This window comes from Actinopolymorpha pittospori, assembly GCF_014873875.1.
Lineage (GTDB): Bacteria > Actinomycetota > Actinomycetes > Propionibacteriales > Actinopolymorphaceae > Actinopolymorpha > Actinopolymorpha pittospori.
In genome coordinates this window covers 3460846-3474545 of record NZ_JADBEM010000001.1, presented here as the reverse complement: position 1 = coordinate 3474545, position 13700 = coordinate 3460846, and the positions used below count along the sequence as shown (strand labels likewise).

11 protein-coding genes are annotated in these 13700 nt (G+C 66.8%); 7 read left to right on the top strand and 4 right to left on the bottom strand.

The genetic code is table 11. The features are described from left to right. Positions 1-72: 72 nt before the first annotated feature. From HEB94_RS16510 to HEB94_RS16485, 6 genes are all read left to right on the top strand, one after another. Positions 73-1566: an alpha-N-arabinofuranosidase gene (locus HEB94_RS16510; RefSeq protein ID WP_192750716.1), complete on the top strand. Its 1494-nt coding sequence runs from the start codon at positions 73-75 to the stop codon at positions 1564-1566. A gap of 1 nt (position 1567) precedes the next feature. After that, positions 1568-2911, top strand: coding sequence for an extracellular solute-binding protein (locus HEB94_RS16505; RefSeq protein WP_192750715.1), 1344 nt, complete (start codon positions 1568-1570; stop codon positions 2909-2911). A gap of 126 nt (positions 2912-3037) precedes the next feature. Then, positions 3038-3976, top strand: coding sequence for a carbohydrate ABC transporter permease (locus tag HEB94_RS16500; RefSeq protein WP_192750714.1), 939 nt, complete (start codon positions 3038-3040; stop codon positions 3974-3976). Continuing rightward, a complete protein-coding gene (locus HEB94_RS16495; RefSeq protein WP_192750713.1) occupies positions 3976-4854 on the top strand; it encodes a carbohydrate ABC transporter permease in 879 nt (292 codons plus the stop codon). The genes HEB94_RS16500 and HEB94_RS16495 overlap by 1 nt, the downstream gene beginning before the upstream one ends. A gap of 18 nt (positions 4855-4872) precedes the next feature. After that, positions 4873-6285, top strand: coding sequence for a hypothetical protein (locus HEB94_RS16490; protein WP_192750712.1), 1413 nt, complete (start codon positions 4873-4875; stop codon positions 6283-6285). A gap of 94 nt (positions 6286-6379) precedes the next feature. Further along, a complete protein-coding gene (locus HEB94_RS16485; RefSeq protein ID WP_192750711.1) occupies positions 6380-7180 on the top strand; it encodes a class I SAM-dependent methyltransferase in 801 nt (266 codons plus the stop codon). Positions 7181-7388: 208 nt separating this feature from the next. On the opposite strand, the gene HEB94_RS16480 is transcribed toward HEB94_RS16485, so the two are convergent. After that, positions 7389-8777 carry a hypothetical protein gene (locus HEB94_RS16480; protein ID WP_192750710.1) on the bottom strand — a complete coding sequence of 463 codons (1389 nt, stop codon included), beginning with the start codon at positions 8775-8777 and terminating at the stop codon, positions 7389-7391. Positions 8778-9270: 493 nt separating this feature from the next. On the opposite strand from HEB94_RS16480, the gene HEB94_RS16475 reads away from it, so the two are divergent. After that, on the top strand, positions 9271-10131 hold the full coding sequence (locus tag HEB94_RS16475) for a dihydrodipicolinate synthase family protein (RefSeq protein ID WP_192750709.1): 861 nt from the start codon (positions 9271-9273) through the stop codon (positions 10129-10131). Positions 10132-10292: 161 nt separating this feature from the next. Here HEB94_RS16475 and HEB94_RS16470 read toward each other — a convergent pair whose 3' ends face one another. From HEB94_RS16470 to HEB94_RS16460, 3 genes are all read right to left on the bottom strand, one after another. Next, positions 10293-10883, bottom strand: a complete 591-nt coding sequence (locus HEB94_RS16470) for an HNH endonuclease (protein WP_238361545.1) — start codon at positions 10881-10883, stop codon at positions 10293-10295. Further along, on the bottom strand, positions 10880-11713 hold the full coding sequence (locus tag HEB94_RS16465) for a DUF222 domain-containing protein (RefSeq protein WP_192750708.1): 834 nt from the start codon (positions 11711-11713) through the stop codon (positions 10880-10882). The genes HEB94_RS16470 and HEB94_RS16465 overlap by 4 nt, the downstream gene beginning before the upstream one ends. 278 nt (positions 11714-11991) lie before the next feature. After that, positions 11992-13539 carry an IS1380 family transposase gene (locus HEB94_RS16460; protein WP_420481590.1) on the bottom strand — a complete coding sequence of 516 codons (1548 nt, stop codon included), beginning with the start codon at positions 13537-13539 and terminating at the stop codon, positions 11992-11994. Positions 13540-13700 lie beyond the last annotated feature (161 nt).

Genomic DNA, 13700 nt, shown 5'->3' with positions numbered 1-13700 from the left:
GCGGCCAGGTCACCGGGGCAAGACGCCGGCCTGGGTCACCGAGTTCCTCCGCGAACTCACCGAGGAGTGCTCATGGCACGCATCTCGCTGGACTTCGACCGAATACTGGGGCGAGTCGACCCCCGCATCTTCGGCGCCTTCGTCGAGCACGAGGGTCGCTGCATCTACGGCGGCATCGTCGAGGAAGGTTCACCGGTGGCCGACAGCGCCGGTTTCCGCACCGACGTGCGCAAAGCGATCGAGGACCTCCAGGTTCCCGTCCTGCGTTGGCCTGGCGGCAACTTCGTCAGCGCCTACCACTGGCAGGACGGCATCGGACCGAAGGACGCCCGACCGCAACGGTTCGACCCGGCCTGGGGCGCGGTCGAGTCGAACAGGTTCGGAACCGACGAGTTCATGACCTACTGCGAGCTCCTCGGCGCCGAGCCGTACGTCTGCCTCAACATGGGCACGGGAACCCTCGAGGAGGCGATGGCCTGGGTCGAGTACTGCAACGGCGACCTGGACACCTACTGGGCCAACCGTCGTCGCCACAACGGTCGCCAGGAGCCCTACGCCGTGCGGTACTGGGGACTCGGCAACGAACTGTGGGGCGAGTTCCAGGTCGGCCACCTCAGTGTCGAGAGATACGTGGAGAAGGCGAAGCAGTGGGCGCTGGCGCTTCGCCGCGTCGATCCGACCATCCAACTGGTGGCCTGCGGCCACAACGGCTGGAGCGACTGGGACCGGCTGGTGATCGACGAACTCGTTCCGTACGTCGACTTCCACAGCGTTCACATCTACACCGGCTCCGACGACTACTGGAGCAACGTCCTCCTCCCGCACCAGGTCGACCGTGCCCTGCGCGCGAGCCGGGCGATGATCGACAGGGCGCGCTACGTAGCCGACGTGCGCCATCCCGTCCACGTGGTCTACGACGAGTGGAACGTGTGGTTTCCCACCCGCGAGGACCGGCGGCGGGACAAGATCGTCGCCGAACGTCACACCCTGTCAGACGCGCTCGCGGTGGCGACCTATCTCAACATCTTCGTTCGACACTGCGACACGCTTCGCATGGCGAACCTCGCCCAACTCGTCAACGTGCTCGCGCCGATCGTCACCGACGACAGTCGCGTCCTCCTCCAGGCCATCTACCATCCGTTGCGGCTGGCGTCCACCTACACCCTCGAGTTCGCCCTGGACGTCGCCGTCGACTGCGACCGGATCGAACACGCCGACACCCCGGACGCGAACCGGATGACGCACCGCATCGCCGATCTGGGTCCCTTCGACGTGCTCGACGTCGCCGCCACCTCCGACGCGAGTCGAAGCCGGCTGGTCCTGAACGTCGTCAACCGGCGACCGGACGCCCCGGTCGAAGCGACCATCGACCTCGGCAGCGCGCAGGTCCGCGGTGAGATGACGGCCCGCGTGATCACGGCCGACAGTCCACTCACGACGAACTCCTTCGACCACCCGGAGGCGGTGTCGGTGTCGGAACGAAAGGTCACCGTGACGGGATCGCGGATCCCCTACGAGTTCCCGGCATGTTCGGTGACCCAGCTCGCGTTCGAGGTGGGTGAATGACGTGCCGGCACCGAACGCGTCCGGGCGGGGACCGACCCGCCGACGGCTTCTCGGCGGCCTCGGACTGGCCGGAGTCTCGACCCTCGGTCTGAGCGGATGCTCGTCCTACCTCGCCAGCGCCCTCGTCGGTCACCCGCTTCCACCGGAGACGGTGAAGTTCTGGAACCTCTTCGGCGGCGGCGATGGCGTCCGGATGCAGGAGATGCTGGCCGACTACCGCAGCGCACACCCCGACGTCGACCTGCGTGCCACCACCTTCAGCTGGGGCAACCCGTACTACACGAAGCTGTCGTTGGGAACGTTGGCGAACCAGCCTCCCCACGTGGCGATCTGCCACCTGGACAGGCTGGAGACGCCGGTCAACACGGGCCTGCTGCGACCGTTCACGCTTGACGAACTCGCCGAACACGGCATCCGGCCGGCGCTGTTCCACCAACCCGCCTGGGAGGCTGCCGTTCTGGGCGAGAAGATCTGGGCCGTCCCGCTCGACCACCATCCCCTCGCGTTGTACTACAACACCGAGATCTGCGAGGAGGCCGGTTTGCTGGACGACGACGGCCAGCTCAGGGCGCCAACGGACGAAGAGTCGTTCGTCGAGATGATGCTGGCGGCGAAGGAGGTCACCGGGCAGTGGGCCGGCGCCATGGGCATCAACAACGACATCGCCACGCAGTACCGCCTCTTCTACACCCTGTGCAGCCAGGCCGGCGGAACCCTGGTCGAGGACGACGGAGCACGCATCACCCTCGACCGGGAGATCGCGCATCGGGCCGTCAACTTCCAACGTCGACTGACGCTCGAGGAGAAGGTGATGCCGAGCGACATCGACGGAGGCGGCGCCATCGCACTGTTCGCTAACCGGCGAACGGCCTTCTACATCCAGGGTGGCTGGGAGCTCACGACGTTCCTGACCGCCAAGGTTCCGTTCCGGCTGACCAGCTTCCCGAAGGTCTTCGAACGCCATGTCGCCTGGGACGGTTCGCACTCCTTCGTCATACCGCGGCTGGACGGCGGCAGCGACGAACGGATCCAGGCGGCGATGCGGTTCATCCGCGGCATGTTGGACCGCACGCTGACATGGGCCAAGGGCGGCCACCTTCCGGCCTGGCAGTCCGTGCGCTCCAGCGCGGAGTTCCAGGCTCTCCAACCCCACTACGAAAGCCTGCCGGCCGACGGCGTGGTCTACGACCCACGAGCGTGGTACTCCGGATCGGGCTCGAACCTGCAGGTCGTGGTCGGGTCCGCCGTCGGAGCCGCCATGGCCGGATACCAGTCACCGCAGGCCGCCTACCAACAGGCCCGCGAAGGACTCCAGGAACTCGCCAACACACCGGCTCCGTCCTGAACCGTCTGTGAGGCGCGAGGGAATGCTCCACCCCCGCCACGAGATCCACAAGCTCCACGAAATCCACGAGACGAGCACTCCAGACCGTCACCGTAGCGCCGATCGCCGTCCCCGTCGGAGGCCCGAATGGCAAGCGGAACGCTGACCAAGGCGTCCACGTCGAGACGCAGTCGTCAGGGTCGAGCCGGACCACGTCGCCGCCACAACGCCGCCGGCGCCGGCCTGATGGCTCCGTTCGTGATCCTGTACGCCCTGTTCCTCCTCGTGCCGACCGCCTACGGGGTCGTCCTGAGCTTCTTCGACACCGGCCTCGCGTCCGCCGGAGTCGGGACCTTCGTCGGCCTGGCCAACTACCTCGAGGCGTTCTCCAGTGACCAGTTCTGGTCGGCGCTGGGGCACACCCTGTGGTTCACCGTCCTGACGAGCCCACCTCTCGTGCTCCTCGCCCTCGCCGCCGCGATCATGGCGAACCGCGTGTCCCGCGGGACGTGGTTCCTCCGGCTCGCGTTCTTCGCGCCGTACGTCCTGCCCTCCTCGGTACTCGCGCTGATCTGGATCTGGCTCTACACACCCGACCTCGGCCTGATCGGCGACTGGCTGGGCCGGGTCGGCCTGCCCGCACCGTCCTGGCTCGGCGATCCGAACTGGGCCATGATCTCGATCGCCATAGCGACCGTCTGGGGGCATCTGGGGTTCAACTTCGTTCTCTACCTCGCCGGCCTGCAGGAGATACCACACGAGATCTATGAGTCGGCGTCGATCGACGGCGCGAGCTCGTGGCAACAGATCATCCACATCACCATCCCGATGTTGGGCCGGACCACGACACTGGTCGCCGTTTTGCAGGTCATCGGATCACTGAAGGTCTTCGACCAGGTGTTCCTCATGACCGCGGGAGGTCCCAACTTCGCCACCAGAACCGCCATGCAGTTCATCTACGACTACGGCTTCACCAACTTCCGCGTGGGCTACGCGTCCGCGACCTCGATGGTGCTCTTCCTCATCGTGCTCGCGGTGTCGGTCGTCTGGTTCACGCTCGTTCGGCGCCAGGAGAGGGGAGTGTGATGACGCATCCGCGTACGACGCCGCGTCCGTTCCGGCCCGGCGGCCGATCTCCACACGAGCGACCGAGCGCACTGTTCGATCGGGTCTGCATCGGCACCGTCATCGCTCTGGCCGTGCTGTGGGTGGTGCCGATCGCCTGGGCTGTCGACACGTCGCTCAAGCCGGAGGCCGAGACGACGAAGCTTCCGGTCACCTGGCTCATCGACCAACCGACCCTCGACGCCTACCGATCCGTGTTGGCCAACACGGATCTGACCTCGTGGTACCTGAACAGCGTGCTCGTCGCGACGCTCGTCGCCGCCGGGACCGTGTTGACCGCGAGCATGGCCGGCTTCGCACTCGCCCGCGTACCCTTCCGCGGCAGCGGCACGTGGTTCTGGGTCATCCTCGCCGGCATCATGATCCCGTCCCAGGCGCTGGTCGTTCCGCTCTACCGCGAGGTTCAGTCGATGGGCCTGCTCGGCACGTACTGGGCGGTCATCCTGCCCCAGATCCCGACCGCCGTCGCGGTGTTCGTCTTCAAGCAGTTCTTCGACGGACTGCCCCGTGAACTCATCGAGGCAGCACAGGCCGACGGTGCCGGATGGCTACGGATCTACGGGCGAATCATCATGCCACTCTCGCGCCCCGCCGCCTCGGCCGTGGCGATCTTCAGCTTTGTCTGGGCCTGGAACAATCTCCTCTGGCCACTACTGGTCCTCACTGATTCACAGCTGATGACAGTGACTGTTGGACTCGCTACCGTCCAGAGCGAGTTCGGAATCAGGTACGCGCAGATCATGGCCTCCGCGATCCTCGGCGCGCTGCCACTGCTCGTCCTCTTCCTCTTCTTCCAACGCCAGATCGTTCGAGGCATCGCGGGGACCGGCCTGAAGTAGACAGGAAGGACGTACTCCGTGACTGAAACGTTCGTTGGTGTACAACTCGGGTCTCACAGCGTGTTCGACGAGGGCGCCAACCACGTCCTGGACACCCTTCAGCAACGCGGGAAGATCAACGCGGTGTTCGTGTACACGCACGAGTACCACAAGTTCATCCCGAACCGGCCGCCCGAGGGCATGGCCGACCACGGCAAGGGCGTCTGGACGCCGGTGTCGCGCAACGTCACCCACAAGTGGGTGCGGACCAACCCCGACACCTATGCGGGCACGTTGCTCCGCCACGTCGAGGACCCCAACAAGGAGTACGCCGGTCGCGACGTCATCGAGGAACTCACCGAGCCGGCCCGGGCGCGCGACATGAAGGTCTTCGCGCGCTTCCTCGAGGGCCACAGCCCCTGGCTGAGCGGCTTTGTTCCCAACTGGCCCAAGGTGTTGACGATCGACATCCACGGACGCCGCGACACCCTGCCGTGCTGGAACAACCCCGACTACCGGGGCTGGCTGGTCTCGACGGTCGAGGACCTGTTCCTGACGTACCCGCAGTTGGCCGGCTTCAAGTACGGCGCCGAGCGGAGCGGTCCCCTGCCCACCCTCTTCACCACCGGGAGGGTCCCGGGCTGCTTCTGCGAGCACTGCCAGAAGGCGGCCGACCGCCGGGGAGTCGACGTCGACCGCGCACGACGCGGGCTGACCGAGCTTTACAACCTGGTCCGCGACTGTCGTAACGGCGACCGGCCGAACGACGGCGCGATGGTCACCCTGCTGCGCATCCTGCTCAAGTATCCCGAGGTCCTCGCCTGGGAGTACGGCTGGCATCAGGCCAAGGAGAGCGTCGCCAAGGAGATGTACGGCACGATCAAGGCGATCCGGCCCGACGCTTCGGTGGGCTGGCACGTCTATCATCCGATCACCTGGGACCCGTTCTACCAGGCGGAGATGGACTACGACGACCTCGTGCACTACTCCGACTGGATCAAGCCTGTCGTCTACCACGACATCGCCGGCGTCCGGATCCGCGACAGGTTCATCCACCCGCTGACGAAGAGCGTCTTCGCCGACACCTCACCCGAGGTCATCCGCGACCTGCTCTTCGACGTACTCGGCTACGACCGGGACCTCGAACCCGCCCTGGACGACCTGCCCACCCAGGGCATGTCGGCGGAGTACGTCTTCCGGCAGGTCCAGCGCTGTGTGCGGGCGGTCAAGGGACGCGTGCCTGTGTACGCCGGCGTCGGGTTCGACGTTCCGACGGACGGCAACCCCATCCGAAGCTCGACGGAGAAGGTGCAGCTCGCCACCCGTCGTGCCTTCGAAGCCGGCGCCGACGGGCTCCTGGTCTCCCGCGAGTACGACGAGATGCGGCTGGAGAACCTCGACGCGGTCGGTCGGGCGATCCAGGACGCGCAGAAGGCAGGGCTGATCAAGTAGCCCCGATGGTGTGCGCGCCGCGCCGTGCGACCCTTCTCGCGAGTCGGGTCGGGTCGTCTGGCGCGGCGCTTCCGCGGTGTGCGAGCATGCGTCGATGGTGGAACGTCCGGCGCTGACCCATCGCGAACTCGGCGGAGTCTTCGGCAACCCCGGCGTGGCGACGGCCTACGCGCATCGCCCGCCGTACCCGCCCGAGGTGTTCGACCTCCTCGAACAGCTCATCACCGATGAGCCGCGGACGGTGCTGGACATCGGCGCGGGCGAGGGCGCCATCGCCCGGCCGCTCGCGCCCAGGGTCGAGCGCGTGGACGCCGTCGACATCTCCGCGGCGATGATCGAGGTCGGACAGCAGCGACCCGGCGGCCAGAACCCTCGCCTACGGTGGATCCTCGGCGCCATGGAGACGGCCGAGCTGGAGGGCCCGTACGCACTCGTGACAGCCGGAGCCAGCCTGCACTGGATGCGGTGGGAGGAGACGCTGGGGCGGTTGGCCGACGTCATCGCCCCGCACGCCTACCTGGCTGTCGTCGAGCACGGCCCACGCGAGGTTCCATGGCACGACGACCTACTCGAAGTCATTCGACGACACTCCCGCGATCCCGGCTACAACCCCCGCTTCTCCGTCGTCGACGCGCTTGCGGACCGCGGGCTCCTCGAGCTCGCGGGAAGGGCCGAGACCGCCCCGGTGACCTTCCACCAGTCCGTCCGCGACTACGTCGAGCAGTTCCACTCGACGGCGACGCTGGCTCGGGAACACATGTCCGAGCAGGAGGCGCTCGACTTCGATCTCGGCGTCGAACGAGCCGTCCGGCCCTGGGCACGGGAGGACCTGCTCGAACTCAAGGTGGTCGCCAGACTCGCCTGGGGGCGTCCGGTGCGCCCCGCGTCTCCCTGACCGGATCGGCTCCGAACGCGGTCCGGCCGCGCTCGGGACCGAGTGGATGCTCGCCCCGGGCGCGGCCGGACGTACCGCGTACTCCTGTTCGTCAGTGCTCTTCAGCGTCCTCCAGCATTCGGTGCTCGTCGGTGCTCTTCAGTGTTCTTCGGTGTTCTTCAGATCGGCTTTGGCTGGGTCTTGGTCCGCGACGGGTCCCGCCGGGAGCTCAGCCGAAGCAGTTCGGAACCTCCACCAGGCTGCCTTCGCAGTTGGTGGGCCGGTTCTTGACGATCGGAGACTCGTCGTCGACGGTCACCTGGTCGTTGGACGTGGAGATTCCTCCCGGCGCGACGGACGCGAAGTTCGCGATGACCCGAGTCCTGCTCAGCGTGAGCCTGCCGGAGCTGTTGCGGATTCCGCCCGAATGCGAGGCGACCCCCACGGCGCTGTTCAGGTTGACCTCGCTGCGTCGAAGGACGAACTGGCCCGAGCTGAACACGCCACCGCCGAGTCCGCCGGCGGTGTTCTTGTCGATCTTGCTGTCATCGACCGTCACTTTGCCGTCGTCGTTGACGAACCCACCACCGCTCTGGGTCGCGATGTTGCCCCGGACGATGCTGTGGAGGACGTAGAGGTTGGAGCCCTCGTTGTTGATGCCGCCGGCCGCGTCGTTGGTGTAGTTGTTGGCCACCAGGGTGCGCTTGAGCGTCGTCGTCGACACCCTGCCCGCGAGGTTCGGGGCCATGGAGATGCCTCCACCGTCGTCGATCCCATGGTTGTGGTCGATGCTGGTGTCGGTCAACTCCGCCGTACCACCGAAGTTCAACAGGCCGCCGGCGTCGCCGAGGGCGTTGTTGTGGCTGATGCGGGTGTTCGACACCGACAGGGCGCCGGTGTTGAAGACTCCGGCGCCGCTCCCCAGCGCGCTGTTCTGGCTGATCACGGTGACGTTGGCGTTCTCGCCGTCCTCGCCCTTGGCCCAGTCGTCCTCGGTCCAACTGTCCTCGACCCACGTACGGCTGATGCCGTCGTCGGCGAAGTCGGTCAGGCCCTTCCCGTCCTTGCCGACCTTGCCGTCCTTGCCGTCGTCGTGCTTGCCGTTGTCCTTGTTGGACTTGGGGCTGCTGACGATCCTGGTGATGCCGTGGTTCGCGAGCGCCCCACCACCCCCGTCGGACTGGTTGAAGGTGAAGGCGACGTGTTCGACGGTCGCCTTACCGCCGGTCTGGACCAGCAGGCCACCGCCGCCCAGCGGTGCGTCGGCGACGCCACCCTTGATGGTCACGTCACGCAACTGGAGGTTGCCACCGAGTCCGACGTTGAGGATGCGGAACTCGTCGGCGTTGGCCGCCCGCACGATGGTCGCACCATTTCCTTCGATAGCGATCGAGCCCACGATCATCGGCAGGCCGTTGCCGCCGGTGTGTGCGGTGAGCGTGTAGGTGCACACCTCACTGAGGATGAGAGTCGCCTCACCCTCGGCGTTGGCCCGAACGACTGCGGCGATCAAGTCGTCCGAACTGCACCCGACATTGATGTCCTTCCGCTGCTTGCCACCGTCGCCCGCCTTCTTGGCGGCTACCTGTTGAGGCGATGGCACGCTCTTCTCCGCCATTGGCACGACAGTATCCACGCCGCTCAGGGCGGCCATTCCGGCAAAACCGACCAGACCGCCAGTTACGGCCGCATACCACCGCGTCCTTCTGTACTTAGAACCGAAGTTCATAAGGCTTTGCCCCCCGATTGGGAATTACAGATGTCGCGAGGCTATTGACGTTCGGAATTCAGTTCAAAAGGAATCGTCGGATCTGCGAAAGACAATACGTCGGCCCTACATAAAGGACGGCTAAAAGGTGCGGCGAATTTGGGCGCTTATTGCGTTGCCAATTCGACCCTTACTGTGCGGCCGATTTCCTCTTCCCCGACTGGGAGCCGGTTCCGACTGGGAGCCGGTCGGTGTCCGCACCGGCGGGCGGTCAAGCCACGGACCGTCGATCCTCGACCTGCCCCGTGGGAGGCGCCGTCGGCACCAGCGCGGGCTGAGGTACGTTGACGGTTGATCGTCGATGAGGAGGGCTGATGGGTGGTCTGGTCTTCGAGGGCCGTCCATGAGTGAACGCGAACTGGTCATCACGGCGGTGCCCACACCGTTCGTAGACGACGGCACCATCGACCTGCGCGCCCTCGAGTCGCTGCTGGCCGAGCTTTCGCCCCGGGTCGACGGCGTTCTGATGGCGGGGACCACCGGGGAGTTCCCGGCACTGTCTGATGAGGAACGGGTACGACTGTTCGAGGTCGCCGTCTCCGCCCTGGGCCCCGCTCGGGTGATCGGCCATATCGGGCACCCCAGTGGCTACCAGGTGCGTCGGCTCGCCGAGGCTTCCCTCGCTGTCGGCGTACGTCGGTTCGCGCTGCTGACGCCGTACTACCTTCCGACCGACGCGACCGGAGTACTGCGTTGGTACGCGGACGTTTCGAAGGACCTCGGCGAGTACGCGATCTACCCGTACTTCTTTCCCGAACGCACTGGCCTCGTCGTCGAGCCTGACCTCGCCCGCGACGTGATGGCGCTGCCTGGGATGGCCGGCCTGAAGGTCTCCGGCGCCGCGGCCGCGCGGATCGCCGAGTACGCCGGAGTGCTCGGTGCGGATCAACGGCTGTGGTCCGGCAGCGACGGCGAGCTGCCGAGTGTCCTCGGGGCCGGTGGTCACGGCGTCATCTCCGGGGTCTCCGCCGCGTTCCCGGACCTCTTCGGCCGGCTGCGCGCCGCGGTCGCCACCTCGCAGGGCCTCCAGGAGGTGCAGGACGACGTCGAACGAGCCGTCCGACTCGTCGGCCCTTCGGTCAGCCGGCTCCTGCTCGCGTTGCGCCTGCGTACCGGGTCGGCCTGGGCCGGCCGGATGAGCGGCCCGGCCGTCGACGAAGAGACCGCCGAGGCGATCCGAGCGGTCGTCGCGCACCTCACCTAACCCAGAGGCCCCCTCGGTCCGGGTCACGGCTTTCCGCTCCGGGGTTGGCCGAGGTGCAGGGTCTTGCCCGCGCCGAGCGGCCCGGACATGCTGCCCTCCCTCCCCTACCCGTCGGCCGGGACGTTGCCGGGGTGCGCCGGGGTTGGACGCGCCCGTACCCCTCAGAACGGTGGCGGATCGTCGTCGTCGGCTGGTGTGGCTGGTCGTGGTGCGGGTGGTGGTGCGGGTGGTGGTGCGGGTGGTGGTTTCGGGTTGTCTCGCGGTTGTGGTGGTGCGGGGTCGGTGAGGTCGGGTGGGTGGGTGTGGTGGTGTCTGCCGTGTGGGTCGGTGAGCCTGTAGTGGCCTGGTGTTGTCTGGTGGAGGGTCCAGGTCGATTCGGTTTTCGCTGAATGATGGTGCGGGCACAGGGGTGCGGTGTTGGCGGGCGTGGTGGATCCGCCGTCCGCGTGGGGGGTGTTGTGGTCGAGGTCGCAGGTGGCGGCCGGTCTTCGACAGGTCGGCCAGACGCAGCGCTGGTTGAGGGCATGGACGAGCTCTGCCTGTAGGCCCCGCAGGAACCGTTGGGGCAGCGGATGCAGATGCAGCAGCTGCCCGGTGATCGGATGGGTGACCCCGACGGTGTAGCGGGCGTCGGGGTTGGTGAGCTGGTTCAGGGTCAGCCGGCGGGCGACCTCGGTGACGATCGGACCGAACCCGCCGAGTTCACCTGGCCGCTGCGACAGTCCCATCAACGTGGTCAGCGGAACGTTCAACTGAATCCGCGCCCGCACCCCCACCCTGGGCACACCACTCCCTTGACCGGCAGCTGCGGCTGCATCGGCGGTGGTGGATCGTCTGCGGGTTCAGCGGCACTGGCCGTGGCTGCGGCGATTGTGGGTGTGGCTGGTTGCGGTGCACGAGGTGCGGGAACCTTCACCACACCACGGCGAGCCCGCTCACTCGAATCACCAGCAGCCCTGCCGCCGTCACCGTTGTCGCGGCCGCATGTGTCACCGCCGCAGGCATCGTCCCCGCAACTGCCGCTGTCGTCAGTGTCGCCGGTCTCGTGCGGGTCAGGGCTGTGGGCGTCGGGGCTGTGCCGATCGCAGTTGTGGGTGTCGCGGGTGTCGTGGGGGTCGGGGTTGTGGATGTGGCTGCGACCGGAGAGCAGGCTGGTGGCGATGTCCGCGCGGAGCTGGCCGAGCCGACGAGGGTCGCCTGCCTGTTTCATGGTGCGGGCGATCACATCCACATACCCGTATGCCTCCGCCGCCTGATCAGCCGGCACACCCCGAACGGCAAGGTCGGCGGCACCATCGATGGCGGGGTACATCTCCACCTCCCGATCACGCACCCGACGCCGATGCCGCGCCAGCGCCGCATCCGGGTCGACCTTGATGACCTCCGCCTCCACCCGCATCCGCAACAACCCAGCCCGCAACCCGAGCACATCCGGGAACAGAGCGTCCTCCACCTTCCGCCTGTCCGCCCCAGTGCTGAGATCGGCGAGACGTTCGGCGATGACCCGGACCTCGCCGATTTCAAGGTCGCCTCGGGCAAGAGCAGCCCGCGTGCGCGGCAGTTCGGTCAGGGTCAGAGCCAACGCGGCGTACCAGTCAGCGTGATAGGCGGTCCACCCTAGTCCTCAAATAAGCGAGTCGGCTCGATGGCGGTGGCCGAAGGCGATTTGATCATGTCGGCTGTCGTGTCGGGCATGTCGGTGGGACGTCTGAGGGTGTCGGTGGGGGGTCGGAGTGGCCTGGTCGGGGGCTGTGTGGGGGTGTTCGGCGCCGGTTTTTGGTGTCTGGGCAGGCGTGGTCGCCGCCGGTGGTGGTCGGCGGTGTGAGGCGCTGTCGGGCCGGGGGTGGGGGTTGGGGTGGGTCAGCCGAAGCGGGTTCGTTCGGTGGTGTTCCAGGCGGTGAAGAGCCGGTCCAGGGCGGGGTTGTAGCCGATGAGTCGGATGGTGATGGCGCTGGCTCGGCGGGTCACCATGGCGGGGATGAGGATGATGGTGTTGAAGAAGCGCCGGAATTCCATGCGGATGTAGTCGCGGCGGTCAGCTTTGCGGTGCATCATCATCGCGAACCAGGACTTGATGTTCCAGGCGAGCGCGGCGATGACCATGTAGGCCCGGTTGGAGACCAGGTCGTGCAGCGGCACCCGTAGCGCGTTCACGCCGGACTTGAGGCTTGCGATGATGTTCTCCTGGTCGCAGCGCTGGTTGGCGCAGGCCACGACCTGTTCGGCGCTCAGGTCGGTGCGGGTGGTGATGTAGAAGAAGTAGCGGACCTCATCGATGAGCACCTGCTCACCGCGGCTGCGGCTGATGTTCTTGCGCAGCGCGACCACCCGGTAGGAGCGGTCGCACTTGCCGGGCTGGTAGTCAAAGCAGGCGACGTCTTCGTAGTTGAGCTCCAGGTTGAGGTAGCCGCGTTCGGCCACGATGGCCTGCTTGTGGTTGTCCCGGCGAGCCCGGATCTGGCCGGCGGCGTTCTGGGCGGTGGCGTTCTGGGCGGTGGCGTTCTGGGCGGTGGCGTCTCGATGCAGCCGGGTCCAGCAGGTCTCGGCCAGCGCCTCGGCGCGGGTTCGTAGCGCGTGGTTGTTGTCCATGCCGAAGACGAAGTCGACCCGGGCCGCCCAGCGGTCGAAGTGGGCGGTCAGGGAGAAGTCGGTGTCACCGCGCAGACACACCCGTGGTGCGTGCGGTTGCACGAGGTCGATGGCCTTGTCGATCCAGGTCGCCGCGTCCTGGTGGCTGGGGGCGTTGCCGGGCCGGTTGACCAGGTAGAGCACTTCTTTGGTGTTGGCCAGCGACACGATCAGCGGCGCATACCCCCAGATCCGGTTGTAGGACATGTCCATGCCGGCCTTACGGCGCCCGGAGGTGGGGACGATCGTGCCATCGGCGTCGATGTAGGCGAGTGGGCCGAGCAGATCGCCTCCCCGACCCGCCCACAACTGTGGGCGGACCGCGTTGATCGCTTCCATCAACTCCACCACATCGGTCTCGGCGAAGCGGCGGCAGAAGTCCCCGGCCGTGGTGGGGTCTGGGATCAGGTCCGCGCCCAACGCGTTCATGTAGGCGGTGTCGTGCCGGAGGCCTTCGATGTCTTCCAGGCGGGTGCCGCCACACATCACGTTGTAGGTCAGGTTCAGCACATGGTCGGACTCGTGGTAGGGCAGGTGCACCTTCAACAGGTGCAGACCCTCGTTGATCTGGTCAACCAGGCCCAGCTTGGTCACCAGCCGGTGCACCGCGGCGATCCCGCCGAAACAAGTCGCGTCGAGGTTCCCGCCGACCTCATAGGACACAGTCCCCGAGCCCAGCATCGGGGACGGCTGTTCGCCCCAGTGCCCCGCCAACCCGTGACGCGCCGCAACCCGGCGTCGTCGACGCGCCGCGTTCCGCCGACTCTGAACATGCGATATCTTCTTCACCACAAAGGCCTTTTCTTGCCGGACTGCGTTGTGAGCGCTAACCCAGCAAGATAAGGCCTTTGCCTATGAAAACGGCCATCCAGCCCAGCCGACACGCTTGGTCAAGGACTAGTAGCGGTTCCAACAGGGCAGGGGTGTGTGGGTCAACGGGA